The 17,698-nt window shown below is 53.2% G+C and carries 14 protein-coding genes; 5 read left to right on the top strand and 9 right to left on the bottom strand.

Translation table 11 applies throughout. The annotated features are described in order from the left end of the window. Window positions 1-22: 22 nt before the first annotated feature. From B9G99_RS15245 to fliF, 3 genes are read right to left on the bottom strand one after another with little or no spacing between them, the layout of a single operon-like run. Window positions 23-715, bottom strand: coding sequence for a flagellar assembly protein FliH (locus B9G99_RS15245; RefSeq protein ID WP_158521524.1), 693 nt, complete (start codon window positions 713-715; stop codon window positions 23-25). After that, the gene (fliG, locus tag B9G99_RS15240) at window positions 708-1,712 is read right to left on the bottom strand and encodes a flagellar motor switch protein FliG (RefSeq protein ID WP_086622934.1); all 1,005 of its coding nucleotides are present in this window, start codon (window positions 1,710-1,712) and stop codon (window positions 708-710) included. The genes B9G99_RS15245 and fliG overlap by 8 nt, the downstream gene beginning before the upstream one ends. Then, window positions 1,699-3,450 carry a flagellar basal-body MS-ring/collar protein FliF gene (gene fliF, locus B9G99_RS15235; RefSeq protein ID WP_086622933.1) on the bottom strand — a complete coding sequence of 584 codons (1,752 nt, stop codon included), beginning with the start codon at window positions 3,448-3,450 and terminating at the stop codon, window positions 1,699-1,701. Before fliF ends, fliG begins: the two co-directional genes overlap by 14 nt. Before the next feature lie 268 nt (window positions 3,451-3,718). Here fliF and fliE point away from each other — a divergent pair, with 268 nt between their 5' ends. Continuing rightward, window positions 3,719-4,036: a flagellar hook-basal body complex protein FliE gene (gene fliE, locus B9G99_RS15230; protein WP_086623514.1), complete on the top strand. Its 318-nt coding sequence runs from the start codon at window positions 3,719-3,721 to the stop codon at window positions 4,034-4,036. Between the two features lie 93 nt (window positions 4,037-4,129). Here the strand turns inward: fliE and B9G99_RS15225 are convergent, their stop codons facing one another. Further along, entirely contained in the window at window positions 4,130-4,471 is a 342-nt protein-coding gene (locus B9G99_RS15225; protein ID WP_086622932.1) for a flagellar protein FlaG, read from the bottom strand. 449 nt (window positions 4,472-4,920) lie between these two features. On the opposite strand from B9G99_RS15225, the gene B9G99_RS15220 reads away from it, so the two are divergent. After that, on the top strand, window positions 4,921-5,931 hold the full coding sequence (locus tag B9G99_RS15220) for an ATP-grasp fold amidoligase family protein (RefSeq protein WP_086622931.1): 1,011 nt from the start codon (window positions 4,921-4,923) through the stop codon (window positions 5,929-5,931). Window positions 5,932-5,985: 54 nt separating this feature from the next. Here B9G99_RS15220 and B9G99_RS15215 read toward each other — a convergent pair whose 3' ends face one another. From B9G99_RS15215 to B9G99_RS15195, 5 genes are all read right to left on the bottom strand, one after another. Further along, window positions 5,986-7,128, bottom strand: coding sequence for a GGDEF domain-containing protein (locus tag B9G99_RS15215; protein WP_086622930.1), 1,143 nt, complete (start codon window positions 7,126-7,128; stop codon window positions 5,986-5,988). 369 nt (window positions 7,129-7,497) lie between these two features. Further along, window positions 7,498-9,618, bottom strand: coding sequence for a flagellin N-terminal helical domain-containing protein (locus B9G99_RS15210; RefSeq protein WP_086622929.1), 2,121 nt, complete (start codon window positions 9,616-9,618; stop codon window positions 7,498-7,500). 175 nt (window positions 9,619-9,793) lie between these two features. Then, the gene (locus B9G99_RS15205; protein ID WP_227875843.1) at window positions 9,794-10,204 is read right to left on the bottom strand and encodes a YkvA family protein; all 411 of its coding nucleotides are present in this window, start codon (window positions 10,202-10,204) and stop codon (window positions 9,794-9,796) included. Window positions 10,205-10,294: 90 nt separating this feature from the next. Continuing rightward, window positions 10,295-11,386 (bottom strand): FliC/FljB family flagellin, encoded by a 1,092-nt coding sequence (locus B9G99_RS15200; RefSeq protein WP_086622928.1) that lies wholly within the window; start codon window positions 11,384-11,386, stop codon window positions 10,295-10,297. Window positions 11,387-11,821: 435 nt separating this feature from the next. Continuing rightward, window positions 11,822-12,955, bottom strand: a complete 1,134-nt coding sequence (locus B9G99_RS15195; RefSeq protein WP_086622927.1) for a FliC/FljB family flagellin — start codon at window positions 12,953-12,955, stop codon at window positions 11,822-11,824. Window positions 12,956-13,692: 737 nt separating this feature from the next. Here B9G99_RS15195 and B9G99_RS15190 point away from each other — a divergent pair. The 3 genes from B9G99_RS15190 (at window position 13,693) to B9G99_RS15180 (ending at window position 17,690) form a co-directional block, all read left to right on the top strand. Then, a complete protein-coding gene (locus tag B9G99_RS15190) occupies window positions 13,693-14,409 on the top strand; it encodes an RNA polymerase sigma factor FliA (protein WP_086622926.1) in 717 nt (238 codons plus the stop codon). 819 nt (window positions 14,410-15,228) lie between these two features. Further along, window positions 15,229-16,059, top strand: a complete 831-nt coding sequence (locus B9G99_RS15185; RefSeq protein ID WP_158521523.1) for an AraC family transcriptional regulator — start codon at window positions 15,229-15,231, stop codon at window positions 16,057-16,059. A gap of 347 nt (window positions 16,060-16,406) precedes the next feature. Continuing rightward, window positions 16,407-17,690, top strand: coding sequence for an efflux RND transporter periplasmic adaptor subunit (locus B9G99_RS15180; protein ID WP_086622924.1), 1,284 nt, complete (start codon window positions 16,407-16,409; stop codon window positions 17,688-17,690). Window positions 17,691-17,698 lie beyond the last annotated feature (8 nt).

Below are 17,698 nucleotides of genomic sequence, written 5' to 3'. Positions count from 1 at the left end.
CCCACTCCTGTAGCGGAATTCATCAGTGCTTGCCATGGCCCACGGCGTGCCGTAGCCGTTCCCATCGATCGTCACGGGTAGCATCGATTTCGAGCTGATCGGTTTCCAGTCGGCAGTCGCCACGTGACAGGGTGATATCACTTTTGAGCTGCCAGCCGACATCGCCGAGCAGCGTGCTCAGCTCCTTCTGGACCATGGCCAGATCGTCTGGATGCACACAGATGCGTGGTGACCCACCCAGCGTCGGATGCTCCATCATCAGCTTTTCAATGTCATCGAGGATATGCTCGGGCGCCAGCTCCAGTGACCGACCGGCCAGCTGGCGGCCAGTCTCCAGTGCCAGCTCGACCAGACTATAGGCGATATCGTCCTTGAGCCTGCCGGCCGCCGTTTCAAAGGCGTGCACCATATCTGCTACCGGCGCCAGTGCCTCGTGCAGGCGTGATTCCAGCTCGAGTTGATAGTCCTGACGGGCCTGCGCCCGGCCGGCCTCGAGACCGGCTGCATGTCCGGCTTCGAAGCCTTCACGCTGACCCTGCTCGAAGCCTTCCTGGCGAGCCCTTTCGAAGGCGGCCCGACGCTCATCGTCATTGGACCGACGCTGGGGAACATTGTGTTTCTCCAGTGTCTCCGGGCTTGGCTGACGCGGTTGACGCCGTTCCAGCCGGCCCATCTCCCAGCGCTGCCAGGCGTTATGGTCGCTCGATTTAGACATAGGCGTCATCGCCTCCGCCCAGGGTTACTTCGCCGGCATCTGCCAGACGCCGTACCAGTTGCAGGATGTTTTTCTGCTCTGCTTCGACCTGCGACAGACGAATCGGGCCACGCATCTGCATGTCTTCGCGCAACAGTTCTGCCGCACGAGAGGACATGTTGGTAAGGAAGCGGTTGCGGACCTCTTCCGGAGCGCCCTTGAGGGCGATGACCAGCGAGTTGCTGTCCACATCCTGCAAAATACGCTTGATGCTGCGATCTTCAACGTCGGCCAGATTGTCAAAGACAAACATCTCATCAAGAATCTGCTGCGCCAGAGAGTCGTCATGGTGACGCACGCTTTCGATCACACTCTCTTCCTGAGTACTGTTCATCAGGTTGAGGATCTCGGCTGCGGTTCTCACGCCACCCATCTTGCTGCGCTTGAGGTTCTGACCATCCAGCAAACCACTGAGTACTTCGGTCAGCTCCTGCAGGGCCGCGGGCTGAACGCCGCTGAAGGTGGCAATACGCAGGATCACGTCGTTACGCAGTCCCTCGTCAAAGCGGGCCAGTACTTCAGAGGCCTGATGGCGCTCCAGATGAACCATGATGGTGGCAATGATCTGCGGATGTTCATCGCGGATCATCTCGGAGACCACGCTGGCTTCCATCAGGTTCAGAGCATCAATGCCTGAGTCGTTGCCGGATTCGAAAATGTCTTCCAGCAGGCTGGACGCGCGCTCCTCACCCAGCGCCTTGACCAGCACCGAGCGGATATGATCGCTCGATTGCAGATTCAAACCGCCGAGTTCTTCGATCTCGGTTTCGAACTGTCGCAGCACATCCATCAGACGCTCGTTGGTGAGCTGGGTGAGACCGGCCATGGCCAGCCCCACTTTCTGTACTTCACGCTGTGACATGTGCTTAAAGACTTCAGCGGCCGTATCGTCATCCAGAGCCATCATGAGAATGGCGCTGCGCTCGATGCCTTCTTCATTGCCTTCAGTCTTTGCCATTGATCCAGCCTCTGAGAATCATTGCGACCATTCTTGGGTCTTTCTGAGCCTGGTCGCGAACCGAGCTCAGCAGGGTTTCATGTTCGATGCGCTGACGTCGCTTCTGTTTCTTCGCGATCTGCTCGGCGATGTCGGACGGTTCTGATTCATCGTCTTCGTCATCTCCGGCAGTGGCGAGCAGGGTGCCACTGCTGGTGCCTGCACTCTGGCTTCCTGCCGGTACCATCAGGGTGCGCTGACGTTCAACCAGAGGCTTGAGAAGCTTGCGCCAGAGAATGAAGGCCACAATGGCAATCAGCAGATAGCGCCCCAGCGTTTTGGCCAGCGAAATGATGTCCGGGTTCTCATACCATGCAAGGGTCGGTGCCTGAGCTTCAGCCTGCTGGCTAAAGGCGGCATTGACCACTTCAAGCGAGTCGCCGCGGGCCTCGGAATATCCCATGCCTTCGCGTACCAGCCGCTGAATCTTTGCCATCTCGTCATCGGACAGGGCGACCATCTGGGTCTGGCCATCCTCACCGATCTGATCGCGATAATTGACTACCACCGCGACGGACAGCCGCTCGACCTGACCGGTATCTTCCTGTACATGACGAATCAGGCGATTGACTTCGTAATTGGTCGTGCTGCCTTTCGTTGTTGAGCGTGGCTGCACGGGCTGAGGCTCGGTGGTGGCCTGTGCGCCATTAGCCTGACCGTTTTGTCCGTTATTCTGGCCATTTTGCGCATTGTTCTGGTTGTTGGCATTTTGAACCGGTGAAGCCACGTTGGGAGCCGGCTGATTGCTCAGTGCGCCAGGGACACCGCCAACACTATTGCTGCCGATCTGCTCGCTTTCACTCGATTGAATGCTGCGGACGCTCGCCTGATTGGGGTCCTGGTTGGGATCGTAGGTTTCCTGAGTATGCTCACCAACCGAGAAATCGATGCTGGCGGTGACCTGGGCGCGCACATTGCTGTGACCCACGATCGTTGCAAGCAGGGCTTCGATACGCTTGCGGTAGTTCTCTTCTACCTGTGCCGTGTACTTGAGCTGGGCATCGTTCAGGTTACGTGTGTCATTACCGGCTGGCTGTGACAGCAGATTACCGTTTTGATCCACGACGGTGACCTGGTTGACCGGCAGGTTTGAAACACTGGCCGATACCAGGTGCGTAATGGCACTCACCTGACCCTCGCTGACGGCGCGGTTGCGATAAAGGGTCAAAATGACCGAGGCCGACGGCTGGCGACGATCTCGTACAAACACGGATTCCTGGGGCATGGCCAGATGCACGCGCGCGGTTTGTACGGAGTCGATGGATTCGATGGAGCGTGCCAGCTCACCTTCCAGAGCGCGCTGATAATTGACGTGCTCGGCGAACTGACTGATCCCGAAAGACTGGCCGTCCATCAGTTCAAAACCAACACCGCCGCCCTTGGGCAGGCCTTCACTGGCCAGTGCCATCCGGGTCTGCTCAACCTGCTCGGCCGGGATCAGGATGGCCTGACCACCTTCTGAAAAGCGATAGGGGACCTGCATCTGATCAAGGCGCGCAATGATGACGCCACCATCGCTATCGCTGAGATTGGAAAACAGCACACGATAATCAGGAGAGCGTGCCCATAGAAAAAGCACGACCAGAATCGCAATGGCTGCAGCGCCAGCCACAATGAGGGGCAGACGCGGATTGGCCTTGAGGCGATCCATTAGTCCGGACAACTTCTGATCGGTGCCTTGTGTTGCTTGAGCACTCATCACATCGCCTCAGTGTTATTGGGGTTACGCGGGTTCAGCTCGATGGGCATCGGCAGACTCTTTATGCGCTGGACGCCAAATGGTGGCGCCCTATACCGGGAGTGGCGTCATTATTACGGTAAGTAACCAGATTGAAGGATCGAATAGCCGTGGTTTTTTTCACTATTTAGAACAATCGACAAAGGCACTTCACCTTTAAGCTGCGCCACATTAATTGACAAAGTTTACTTTCAGTTACGTTTACTCTCCCGGAGTTACCAACATGTCAGTGGCAGCAGCGGGCCTTCAGGCCCTTGTTCAGCAAATGCAGAGCGTGGCGCAGCAGGCAGGCGGTCATCAAGGCGCTGCGCAACAGGTAGGCGGTGTCAGTTTTGCAGGAGAGCTAAAAGGAGCGATTGATCGCATTGACGGTATGAAACAGGCCGCTGAAGCCAAGGCTGTCGCCTTTTCGCGAGGTGACAGCAATGTGGCCCTCAACGACGTCATGGTGGATATGCAAAAAGCCAGCGTCTCGATGGAAATGGGTATACAGGTGCGCAATCGCGTCCTCAGTGCCTATCGCGAGATCATGAGCATGCAGGTGTAAAAATCGTTGAAAAGGCGGCACAAGACCTGCCTGACGTGTTCCAAAGGCCAGACAGGCGCCCTGCAAGGGCGCCTGTCTGTATTCTGGCCTGTCTCAGGCGGTAGCCATGAAAAGGCGTCCCTGCTGCTGGTATGCCGCCATACGTGCCATATGAAGAACCTCTTCTGTCGGTATCTGACGAATCACGTCACCACTTTCGCGGTCGATCACACGTGTCACGATCCGGCCGCTGTCATCATGAATGTCAATGTCGATACCCACTTGCCCCAGGCCCTGTTTCAACTGCGTGATGGCGTCTTCAAACGCTACCGGAGCCTCTTTTTTCTCGGTTGATTTGGACACGGAAAGTAGCGGTAATGCAGGTGAGAGTACTGTGGATGAGCTGCCATAGAGCGGACGGCTGGACATGCCGGAGATGACTGACGTGCTGATCATGAGAGTGATCCCTTTCCGGGGTTTACGTTGAAGTCCTTTGGTGGTGCCGAAAACTGTGCCGAAACGCTGTTATATGAAAAATCGTTGATACAATAAATCACGAAAAAAGCTGAATTTTAGCTCTGAAATATTGGATCAGGTGATGCCAAAAATCGGCATGTCGTTGATCCGAAGAAAACTCTCCAGATATTAAAACGGCAATATGAAAAATATTTCTTCTCGATAGATCATCATCTTATGTGATTTTTTGACGCCAGCCTGAAGGCGAACCGTACTTGCCGACCGACTCGTGACACCCTGTAAGCCACAAGTTCCCTCAACCCGTCACGACATCAGCTACACCCAGGGGTGATGCGCGTTACGGCACACTTTCTTTTCGTTACTCGTTTTACCTTTTGCGTAGTCAAAGTTACTTATTGAAATACAAATTGACCTCGCAGGGGACAGCAATGGCGGAATTACACGTGTTTTCAAGCGCAAGTCAGGACGTCAAAGCAGAGATGCAGGGGTTTGAAACTGACAAGAAGCAGCTCCTTCCTCGAAAGCGTCAGACTCTGTTGCGCCTGATGAAAAGGAGCTTCTCCCGCTGGATACCGGATCGCCTTTACATCGCGCACCGTTACCAGAACCATTTTGGTGTCAGGCCCAATCTGGTAAATCCGGAAACCTTCAATGAAAAAATATGCTACCGGCGCCTCCACCCCGAGCCCATTTTTTCACCGCTGAGTGACAAGCTGCTGGTGCGAGATTACGTACGCCAGAAAATCGGCAATGATACCCTGCTGCCTCTGTATCCCATTTCTCAACCCTTTACCCGGCACGACTACGACAGACTGCCAAACAGTTTCGTACTCAAGGCCAATCATGGCTCGGGATATAATCTGGTTGTCCGCGACAAGGCCGATTACAGCTATGAGCTGATGCGTCGGCTCAGCGATCACTGGCTCGCCAGTAATTTTTATCGTGACAGTCGCGAGTTGCACTATCGAACCATTACACCAAGGTTAATGTGCGAAAAGCTGCTGCTCGATGAAAATGGCAAGATTCCAAAGGACTACAAGTTCTACTGTTTCCGGGCGGAAGGCCAGGCGCCGAAGGTTTTTATTGAAGTGACGCATGACCGGTTCACCGATTTTCATGTCGATTACTATGATCAGGACTGGAATCTAGTGGACGTGGTCAACGAGCGGTTTAATACAGGATGCCCGATCGAGAAACCGGCACAGCTGGACCGAGCCATGAAGCTGGCGCTCAAGCTGTCTGAAGGGTTCGGGTTTGCCCGCGTTGACTTTTATCTGATGCGTGATGCGATCTACTTCGGTGAGATCACCTTTACGCCTACCGGGGGCATGAAAAACTTCCGGTCAGCGGCGCATGATCGGGCCTGGGGTGAGCTGTTTGACCATCGTCCAATGACCAGGGACTTTGGCTATGAAGACATGGAGGGCAACCGTTACTAGATTGCTGACGCCAGAAGGCCTGCAGTGCGCCAATAACGCCCTGCAGGTCTTTTATTAATAGCAGACTCGATTGCGCCCCTCTCGCTTGGCACGATAGAGCGCCTTGTCAGCTCGCTGAATGGTCTCGTTAATGGATTCGCTTTCTGGATTCACTTCAGCAATACCGATACTGATGGTCACTGAAATTTGATCGCCACAAATCTGAAAGTCGTGGCGTTCGGTCATTTCTCTCAACCGCTCGGCAAATTTTTTAGCCTCATCCAGGTCGGTATTGGCCAGCACCATCAAGAATTCTTCACCGCCCCAGCGTACGGCCAGATCACTCCTGCGTAAAACGGATTTCAGACATCCGGCAAAGGTGGTCAATACCACATCACCCCCTTCATGCCCCAGGGTGTCATTGACCGTTTTGAAATGGTCAAGATCGCCAATCACGATGCTGGTTGTTTTATCCTGACTGCCGAAATAGCGTGAGTCATGAAGTATGCGTTGAATGCCTCGCCGGTTAAAAAGCCCGGTCAAGGGGTCGGTATCGGCCTGACGTCTCAGCTTTAAATTGGCGCGCTCACCACTCATGGCGATATAGCCGACATACACCAGCGTAATGTTGATCTGATCAATGATCACCGAGATACGGGCTGTCTCCATCGAGGGCTGCATTTGAGTAAAGACCAGCAGACAGGCGCCCAGAAGAAAACTCAGGGCGTAGCTGGAAAAGGCTACGGCGACCACAATCTGGGACCAGAGATCCTCACGCCTTGCCATGAGGATCTCGAATACGATCACGCCCGAGGCTGTCGTTGCACACAAAAAATAGATGGTCAGCACGATGTTGGATGAAAGCCCATGGCTGTACACCAGCAAACACGCCAGCGCGGGCGATATGGTTAGTAAAACCATGGCCACAATAGGCCAAAAACGTAGATCAAGGCCGTAAAATCGTTTTAATCCACTCCATGACAATGCCATGCTGAGCATATAGAGGAAAAATATCTGCATGCTGGGCAATATCGGCAATGTCAGATTGGTGGGCTCATGGGTGAGCACCATGGCACCCAGCAGCGATGCCAGAGCCGCCCCCAGCCAATGGCGAAGGTAGGCCTTGTCGTGCTCGCGCAGTACCAGTATCGCAAAGACTGCCATAAAGGCGCCCCGACTGACGGTACTCGAGAAATTAAGCGTTGCCAGATCAAGCATGGGAATGGACCCACTCCTGCCGATACGTCGGTCGTTTATCTGTCATCAATGACGACCCGGCGCATCGGCATATTTACCGTAGCGATGTAGCGTTATTGGCTGCGGTACAGGATGTTTGACGCAGTGACCTGCGACGGTAACCACTGTCATGGTATCCGTGCTCTTTTCGTCTCGGGAAAAGCTGCCTTGGTGTTATTGGCTGACAGAGCCAACAGTGCTCATGGCGTATTAACGGCGTAGACCAATTTTTGCTTTAACATTTTGTAACAAATTGGTCTGATAGTGGACGTGCATCACTGACGTGGCAGTTTCAAGGCTTGAAAGGCAGGTATTTGAGGTAGTCACTATAGTGACCTGACTTCTCAATACTTAACGCAGCAGTGCCAGAACGCTGTCCAGACGTTGATTGGCCTGAGCCAGCACTGCCGTGCCTGCTTGCCGGGTGATCTGAGCTCGGCTCATGTTGGAGACTTCCACTGCGTAATCAGCGTCCATGATGCGGGATCGAGCGTCACTCAATGCGCTGACGGTATTTCCCTGCTGTTCAATAATGGCGCTCATTCGATTCTGAGTAGCCCCCAGCATACTGCGCTTGTCATCGACGCGAGCAATGGCCCGGTCTAGGGCGGCGAGCGGATCATCCGGTGTTCTAAGACGAATTTCAGGGTTAATCTCTGTTAGCTCGACAGTACTGTGTGTGTTGGGAACATCCGTGTTGGCCTGCAGGCTCATCCGATAATAAATGATCAGATCACCACTGCCAGTGCGTGTCTTGAGCAGTGTGCCCATCTCCTGAGTATTCACCAGTGTTGCAGAGCGATATCCGGTGGTCCCATCGTCACTATCGGAGGCGCGTAAAAAATACTGGCCGTCTTCATCCATGCGCAGCGCATCTTCAATACGCTGGCCGTCCCGGTCGGTATAGTTTGCCGTTACATTACGCGGGTCGAGCGTAATGGTAGAGGTGCCATCTACCCTCGTGCGCTCGGTCGTAATGGCTTTTTCCGGGGAAACAATGGGTGTGTCCGCGGTGGCATTGGCAATGACCTGAGGCCGGCTGGCAGTGACACTCGCGGGCTCGACCACATAATAGCGTCCCGACTGCTCAAGGTAGTACTGACCATCGCTGGACTGTGTCAGCGTGGCATTCTTGAAGGATGTCGTATTGCCATCGGCATCAAGGTAGCGATGCTGTGCATTATCGATCGGCTGGCCATCAATCTCGGTGACCGGCTGGGTTGGTGGCGCTGAAGCGGGTTGATCCGAGCTGGCCCTGACGATATAGCCATCAGACGTGTTTTCGACAGTTGCTGAGTAGAACTCGCCAGTAGTGCTTGTTAGATAATAGTCATCGCCTACCCGGCTCAGGGTCGCACCGTTGACGGGTTGCCCTGAACTGTCGAAATAATCGACATCGTCATTTTTGAACGCCACACCATTGATGGTTGTGGTCGGTGACGGCGGCCATATGGCGTCATTGCTTTTTAGCTGTGCATTGATGGCGGCCGGTCGGGTGGTTACGCTGGCCGGATAATAGCCAGCCTCAGTGCCACTGCCATTTTTAATGAAATAATGACTGCCCGTAGCGACCAGCTGACTTTCACCCCCAAATGTATTGCCTTGACGATCACGAAAAACGCTGTCCACGTCTTCGATCTGATAGTCCTGATAGCGTGTCACTGGCGCATAGAGCTGTTGACCCACATCAATACGGACCTGGCTGGTGTCGGTCGCAGTATCGTGTGATGCCGTAACACTGGAAGCAAAATAAGCGGTATTGCCGTCACCATCTTCTGCACGTGTATACCAGTTGGCGGGGTAACCGGCTGATGCGGGAGCGGCCTGCATCAGTGTTGGATTGCTATAACCAGCTGGCAAAATAAAGTCACTGCTACTGACGGCAATATCCTGCGCACGGCCTGTAACGATATTGATATCGGTCACCACGCCGCTGATGCCGGCGACGGTGAAATCAGTTAAACCAAGTTCATCAACGCTGAAGCCGGGGCGGTTGAGATCCACCCCCAGGGTCTCTCCGTCATTGGCGCCTACCTGTACGCTGACCATGCCGGCCGAGCCATCGAGTAGATTGATGCCGTTAAACTGCGCCTGGGTGTTGAACCGATCAATCTCTTTTAAATTGAGGTTGATTTCCTGCTGGATGGTGTCCTGATCGACCAGCGTAAGCGCACCATTAAGTCCCTGTACGGTGAGTTCGCGAATACGCTGCAAGCGATCATTGACCTGAGAGAGCGCACCTTCAGCCGTCAGGGCCATGGAGACGCCATCATTGGTGTTGCGACGCGCCTGCTCTGTACCGCGGACCTGAGCCTCCATCCGATTGCCAATCGCAAGCCCTGCGGCATCATCACGTGCGGAATTGACACGCTGGCCGCTGGATAACCGCTGGATGGCCTGATTTAGAGAGCGCTGGGTCTTGTCTAGCGAGTTGGTGGCCAGACGAGACGACGTAGAAGAAACCGTGATCATGCTGATCCTTGAGAGGCGAGCAGTCGGATAACGGCGTTAACGGCCAAAGTTCGCTGAGGTTTAGGCATTGAAGACACTGAGCCAAGCCTGTTCAGCATCTGAAAATTGAAAAGAGAAGGGCGCTTGTAGCAGGCACAAAAAAGGGCGCCGAAGGCACCCATGATTTTTATTGGAGTCATTTAAACCAGTTTTTCAGAGTCGCAATCGCTTTCTCTGTATGTTCATCCTTGATGTGAGCGGCAACAACACCGATGGCACCTGCCATAATACCGATATCATCGCTGTACCCAGCAAGTGGGGTAATATCAGGAATAGCATCAACCGGTAAAATGAAGTACCCCAGAGCGCTATACATGGTCGTTTTCGCCCACAGAGGAGTATCTGCATCCTGAGCCGCGTAATACATTTTTAGAGCAGGGGATAACGCTTTTTCACCTGCTTTTTTGGCGTAGCGTGTGGCCTTGTCCCAAAATTTCTCGTCAGAAAAATTCTCTGCATGCTGTTCTTCCGGCTCGAACTCAGGAGTGTCGGATGCGGCTTCACCCATAAATTGCTCGATATGCTCTGAGTTTTTCTTTGTGTGCATGATGTCTAATTTCTTTAAATTTTCTATCGAAAAGGGCGCCCAAAGGCGCCCCTGATATTTTTAACGCTGTTGCTTTCAACCGTTATGCGATTAACGCAGCAGGGACATGACGCCCTGAGTGGTCTGGTTGGCCTGGGCCAGTACAGAGGTACCGGCCTGCTGCAGGATCTGTGCCTTGGACATGTTGGAGACTTCGGTCGCGTAGTCAGCGTCCTTGATCTGCGACATGGCAGCAGACAGGTTGGTAGAAGTGGTCGAGTTGCCTTCGATGGTCGACTGCAGACGGTTCTGCTGCGCACCCAGTGTGCTGCGAGCGTCATCGATGGAGGCCAGTGCCTTGTCGATGGTGGCCAGCGGATCAGCAGTGATCTTGGTCGAATCTACCGCAATGTCAGTTGCCTTGGCGCTGGATGGCACGGTGGCATTGGGTGTACCGGTATCCGTAACGGTGGCTACTGCATTGCCGTCAGCATCAGTGCCAAACACGACAGTTGCATCAGTATAGGTAGCTGCTGCACCACCGGTGCCTTCTGTCTTGATAGCATATTTTGTATCGCCGCTGGAATCCTTATAAGACACAAAGGATTCGTCGGCAGCTAGGCCTGAACCGGTGTTAAGGCCTGAAGTATCTACCTTAGCTGCTCCAGAAACATTGAAATCTGCAACATTCAATCCAGTAGCACCGGTAGAAACGCTGACCATGTTCAGATCGATGGTCTGACCGTCGTTGGCGCCCACCTGGATTTTCATGGTGTTATTGCTGCCGTCGAGCAGGTTCTTGCCGTTGAACTGGGTCTGCTCGGAAATACGCTGAATTTCTTCCAGACGCTGGCCGATTTCTTTCTGAAGAGAAGCCTTGTCGCTGTCACCCAGCACTTCGTTCTGGGACTGGACGGTCAGTTCGCGGATACGCTGCAGGTTGTCGGTGACCTGAGACAGCGCGCCTTCAGCGGTCTGCGCAACGGAGATACCGTCATTGGCATTGCGGTTGGCCTGGTTCAGACCGGTGACCTGGGCATTCATGCGATTGGAGATGGCCAGACCTGCGGCATCGTCCTTGGCGCTGTTGATGCGCGAGCCTGAAGACAGACGCTCAATGGCGGTGTTCAGGGACTGCTGGGACTTGTTCAGGTTGTTCTGGGCGTTGAGCGACAGAGCATTTGTATTGATGACCATTGCCATGATTGCGATTTCCTATGTTCTTTCCAAAAGGAAGCGACTCTGTGAGCCGTATGTCGCGGCATCTGCCGCCTGCTTGCATTATCGGTACTGCGTATTCGTTTCTTTAGCTGCTCGGGATGCTTTTCTTCTTTCCGGTGAGGTGGTTACCGCTTTGGGCCACCTGCCCTGCACGCTGCCTTGAGCCGTTCATCGTGCCTGCAAATTGATTAACGGCATCAGGCGGGAATGCTTTAGTTCCAACGAAAGGTTTTGCTGATATTGCTTGAAAAGCGGATGGATCACGATGCTTGCCGGCAATAAGCAGGTCGTAAAAAGAGGGAAGGGGAAAGTCACGCTGTCAGCACCAATCCTTGCTGAGACCAGGCAGAACACAAGAAAGGGCGCCCGAAGGCGCCCCTGATGCTGTTGACTCTGATGCCTTCAACCGATCTGCGATTAACGCAGCAGGGACATAACGCCCTGAGTGGTCTGGTTGGCCTGTGCCAGCACCGACGTACCGGCCTGCTGCAGGATCTGGGCCTTGGACATGTTGGAGACTTCGGTCGCGTAGTCGGCGTCCTTGATCTGTGACATGGCGGCAGACAGGTTGGTCGACGTAGTCGAGTTGCCTTCGATGGTCGACTGCAGACGGTTCTGCTGCGCACCCAGTGTGCTGCGAGCATCGTCGATAGAGGCCAGTGCCTTGTCAATGGTGGCCAACGGATCAGCAGTAATTTGTGTAATTTCCCTGTTGGTATCAACAGTAACACTTATGGAAGCATTTTCATTGGGATCACTAGCGACACCATTACCTTCGGTTGCTTTTACGTCAGCAGCGTAGAACTTTGCAGTAGGACCAGTGCCGACTTGGGCGTAATAGTTGTCCCCATCTTTTACAAGAGTTGCGCCGGTCAGGTCGACAGTAGTTTCGTTTGTATCTTTCTTGGCAAAACTTGGGTCGGCCTCTGTAGTGCTTGCAGTAGTGCCAATCGTAATGTCGCTACCATTGCCGGCTTTTACTGTTGTAGGAGCTGTTGGAGTAGCTGCAAAGCCGTCGACATTAAATTTGTCAACGTTAAGACCAGTAGCACCGGTAGAAACGCTGACCATGTTCAGGTCGATGGTCTGACCGTCGTTGGCACCGACCTGAATCTTCATGGTGTTATTGCTACCGTCGAGCAGGTTCTTGCCGTTGAACTGGGTCTGCTCGGAAATACGCTGAATTTCTTCCAGACGCTGGCCGATCTCCTTTTGAAGGGAGCCGCGGTCGCTGTCACTCAGTACTTCGTTCTGGGACTGGACGGTCAGCTCACGAATACGCTGCAGGTTGTCGGTCACCTGACTCAGCGCGCCTTCAGCGGTCTGCGCAACGGAGATACCGTCGTTGGCGTTGCGGTTGGCCTGGTTCAGGCCGGTGACCTGGGCGTTCATGCGATTGGAGATGGCCAGACCTGCGGCATCGTCCTTGGCACTGTTGATGCGCGAACCTGAAGACAGGCGCTCGATAGCGGTGTTCAGGGACTGCTGGGACTTGTTCAGGTTGTTCTGGGCGTTGAGCGACAGAGCATTTGTGTTGATGACCATTGCCATGTGTGCGATTTCCTATATGTCTTTAAAAGGAAGCGACTCTTTGAGCCGTATGTCGCGGCATCTGCCGCCTGCTTGCATTATCGGTACTGCGTGTTCGTTTCTTTAGGCGCTTCAGGAGGCTTTTTTCTCTTCCTGCGGAAGTGGTTCAAGTCCTGAGCTACCCATCTTTCCTGCGGTATTTGCCGCGTGCTTCAGTTATCGGTACTGCGTGATACTTTCTTTAGCTGCTCGAGAAGGTTTTCCTTCTTTACGGTGAGGTGATTACTACGATGAGCCACTTGTCCCTGCACGCTGTCTTGAGCCGTTCATCGTGCTTGCAGGCTCATTAACGACGCAGAGAAAAATCGCTTTAGTGCTCGACGCTTTTATTTTGAGTAAAACAGTTTTAAGGTTCTGAATATGGCGCTATATGGTTGATCGTTAATAGTTATTTAAATCGAGATTTATTGTTGGTCTCGAGGTTTTTTATGATGAAGTGGACGAATGGCGCCCTTGATGGGCGTGAATTTCTAACTGTGTTGATAGGTTTGTTTCAGCGTAGAAGGGCATCGGGCTGGCTGAAAACATGCCCTGAACGCTGTCACGGTAGTGGCGCCATAACGCCAATCCCTAAAGAAAGCCGTACTTTTTATGGCTCTTTTCCCGATCGTTTTTACCTTGTCCTGTCAATAATGTGTTCACAAGACAGGCTGGGCGCATCGTGTGCCCCCTCATCAAACGGATTTCAGGATATGGGCATGTATACGGCTCAAGGCAGGATCGATCAGAAGCAGCTGCTGGACGACTATATGCCACTGGTTCGACGTCAGGCACTTTCGATGCAGGTTCGTCTGCCGGCCAGTGTGGAGCTGGATGATCTGATACAGGCAGGTATGCTGGGGCTTCTGGACGCCTTCAAGCGCTTTGATGCCGATCAGGGGGCAGCCTTCTCGACCTATGCCTCACAGCGGGTTCGTGGTGCGATGATTGATGAGCTTCGATCCCGCGACTGGCTGCCGCGCAGCGTCAGGCGCAGTGCGCGGGATATTGATCGGGCCATCTGGAAGCTTGAGCAGAGAGATGGGCGGGCGCCCACCGAGCGTGAGGTCGCCTCCGAGCTGGGTATCGAACTGCGTGAGTATCAGCAGGTACTAAGCGATACCAATAATGGCTTCTTGATGACCTATGAGGATGCAAGCTCTGATGAAGCGGAAGCCTCACGTCTATCTGAAGATGTCGAATCCTCGCTTGATCCCCATGATGTATGGATTGCAGGCGCTGAGCGCCATGAACTGATGGCGGCGATCGAGGCTCTGCCCGAGCGGGAAAAGCTGATGATGGCGCTTTACTATCAGGAAGAGCTGAATCTCAAGGAAATCGGAGCGGTCATGGGCGTTAGTGAATCACGTGTATGTCAGCTTCATGGGCAGGCAGTAGCCAGACTTCGGGCTGCATTGGTATCCAGCGATGATTGATGGTTTTTGATTCTGTCAAGTCAACCATATGTGTTCAGGCGCCTTTAAAGGCGCCTTTTTTGTTTTTGGAATTGCCTGAGGAAAACCAGGCGGAAAGATATGGTGGCAAAAAAGTGTCGCGAAACGGGTAGGTTTGGTTATCAAAAAAATTGATGTTTTTCACATCCCATTGCCATCGTGAATAAGGAAAATTGGGTCTGCGCAAGCTGTTACCTAAGGAAACATTTCATTGCAATCAAGGGCTTGCAGCTTTCGAAAGTGCGTATGATCAAAGGATGGGTATGTCATTGATATGCCTTTTTTGATTCACACTATTGTCATTCCTATGGCTGTCCAGTCTTGATCTCTTCGGTGGGCGGGTGCTGAAAAAGGTTGGTCAAACAGGGCCTATTTGCGCATCTGTATTAGAAATCTAATGCTAATTTCATTTTTCGGTATTATTAAATTAATAGTTAAATATTTTTTTTATTATATTTACTGGTTCTTGAGAGTTTAGCTTTTAACTGCACAGTTAATGTATCAAAGCGCGATTTTAATAATCTTTGACAGTTTCATACTTTACTTGATCAACCCTTCCCTTATTCTGCGTACAACTTTCAGCGAGTCAGCACTGAAATATTGTCGTCACGCAGACAGCAGGTTATGCAGCACCGAGCTCGAGACAATATTTGCGCCTCCCTGAAAAAAGATTACTGAACTGAAGAAATCGATGCCGCAAAAAAGGCCCTGTTGCCGCAAGCGCTTCGCTTTCCAGTTTGATGATTCTGACGCACAGATGCGTCGTGCCATATATCAAGCGTTATTGCCGAGGGAATGGATATGATGATGGATAGCAGAGAATTTGACGTTGCCGCGACTGAAGTCATTCTTCACGAGCACACCAATATCTTGATGCCCATGACGCTGGTTGCCCAGCAGGTTGGTCTGTCCTGCTCGCATCTGAGGCGTAAATTCAAGCAATCCTTTGGCGTAACGCCCACTGATTATCATGCAGCCATTCGTCTTGACCGGGCGGCCATGCTGCTGATTTATACCCGCAAGTCGATCATGGAAGTCGCACTGGAATGTGGTTATCAGGATCACGCCGCCTTTAGCCGTGTTTTCCGTCGCCACTTTGGCAGTTCGCCCCGTGGTTACCGTGAAAGCATGCGCATGGAAATTGCCACCAACGGCCTGGTGCGTGATGACGCCACACCGGTCAATGTGATCGAGCATGATGAAGAGCATTTTCTGGTCATGCGCTCCTTTGGCGTAGACAAGAACAGCGAAGAGAGCCTGCGCCAGATGCTGCTGGCCATGTGCCCTCAGCACGCCAAGGAATCCATCGTTGAATCTGTCTGCTTCTATTACGATGATCCGAACATCACACCGGCGCACCGTATGCGCAAGGATGTGGGCTATCGCATGACAAAGCGGGCCACATGGAATCCGCCGCTTCCGCTTCGCTGGGTAACTGTTCCCGCCGGTCGTTCGATGAGTGCGACACTCGGCAGTGAAAAGGACCGTGAGCAGTGTTTCAAGCACATGGCGATTCGCTGGGCGCAGGAACACAATGAACAGATTCGTGTTGATCACTCTCGCGTGATTTATCATGAAGGCATGCGTGATGCCGGCATGAAGAGTCTTGAGCTGCGTGTGCCGCTCGACTGACACTATTGATTTGGCATGACACTTGAAAACCCCGCTCAGGCGGGGTTTTTTCATTGCATTATTTTCGAGCTGACATCGAACGAAACAGGATAACAAGGCTACTTTCTATAAGCGCGGCCGTTTAATGTGGCCAGCAAGCGTCGAAGAAGTGATCATTTCCACTAGAGCAGGGGTGCTCTTCACGCAGGTTGGGCGTCGGCAGGGCACAATGTGTCTCAACGTGAATTTACATACATACAGGAATGCATCTAAACTGGCTTTCATTCTCCTTGATCCAGCGGCGCCTGTATTGAGCATGCCTTGGTAGAAATGCGCGCTGACAACCATATAAAGACGGAAATTGCTAAATGAATCAGAACCTTGCCAGAAGGATTCAGGGATGGGGGCTGGTGGGTGTCTTTTCCTTGCTGCTCACAGCATGTGGTGGAAGTGAAGAAAACCAGAGCAGCGGCCAGCAACAGGAAAAGCCACCCAGAGAGGCGCAGGTGCAGACACTGAGCCCCTTCGATCTTGAAATGAACAAGACCTATCCTGCCATGGTACGCAGCGACCAGTCCGTCGATATCGTGGCGCGTGTAGATGGCTACCTCGAATCCCAGCACTATAAGGCTGGTGATATCGTTGAGAAGGGCGATCCTTTATTTACCATTGAAAAGGCCCCTTACAAGGCCGCCGTTGAGCAATCCCGAGCGGACCTGCAAAGTGCCCGAGCCAACTACAATGAAGCTCAGCGTGATTATGTGCGCTATCAGCGACTCTATCAGAATGGCTCGATCAGTCAGCAGCAGCGAGACCAGGCGCTCAACAGGCGTGAAACGACCAAAGCCGCTGTCGCTCAGGCAAAGGCTGCCCTTGATAGTGCGCAGATCGATCTGAACTATACCGATGTCACCGCCCCGGTCGGTGGCCAGGTCAGTCTCAATGAAGTCAATGTCGGCAACTATGTACCGGTACAGACCGAGCTTGCCGAGATCACGCCCGTAGACCCGCTTGAGGTGCGCTTCTCACTGCCTCAGGAAGATGCCTTTGCCCTGCGTCGTCAGCGCCAGATGGAAAACGCGCCGGGCGTCAATGTGGCACTTGATTTTCCCTATGCTGGTGACAGTGGCACTACCGATACCACCCTCAAGGGAGATCTGGACTTTTTAGGGTCTCGCGTGGATGAATCCACCAGTACCGTTCAGGCCAGAGCCATCTTTGCCAACCCGCAGGGGCTTTTCCTGCCGGGTCAGTTTGTACGAGTCCAGCTTGAAAATCTGATGCGCTTTCATGTGCTGGCCGTACCGGAAGTGGCCGTTACGGAAGGTCTCAAGGGGCCGCAGGTCTATGTGCTTGACGATGACAACAAGGTTCAGAGTCGCTTTATCACCATGGGTGAACAGTCACGTGGCTGGGTGATCGTTTCTGAAGGGCTCAAGTCTGGTGAGCGGGTCGTGGTCAGCGCCATTGGCAGCCTCTCTGCCGGTGATCAAGTCGATCCGCAGCCCTTTGATGGCAATGCTGATGTAAACCCGGGAGATCCCTCCGGCATGGATGCAAACGGTGCCAGCAAGACTCCGGGTCAGGGCACCAGCGTCAGCGGTGAATCTCAACAGACCACTGCTGACGAGCGCAGCAACAACCAGGGGTAAGCCGAGTC

It is taken from the genome of Kushneria konosiri (assembly GCF_002155145.1).
Classification (GTDB): Bacteria; Pseudomonadota; Gammaproteobacteria; order Pseudomonadales; family Halomonadaceae; genus Kushneria; species Kushneria konosiri.
Note: the sequence above shows the minus strand (reverse complement) of the source record. Positions and strands in the feature narration are given on the sequence as shown.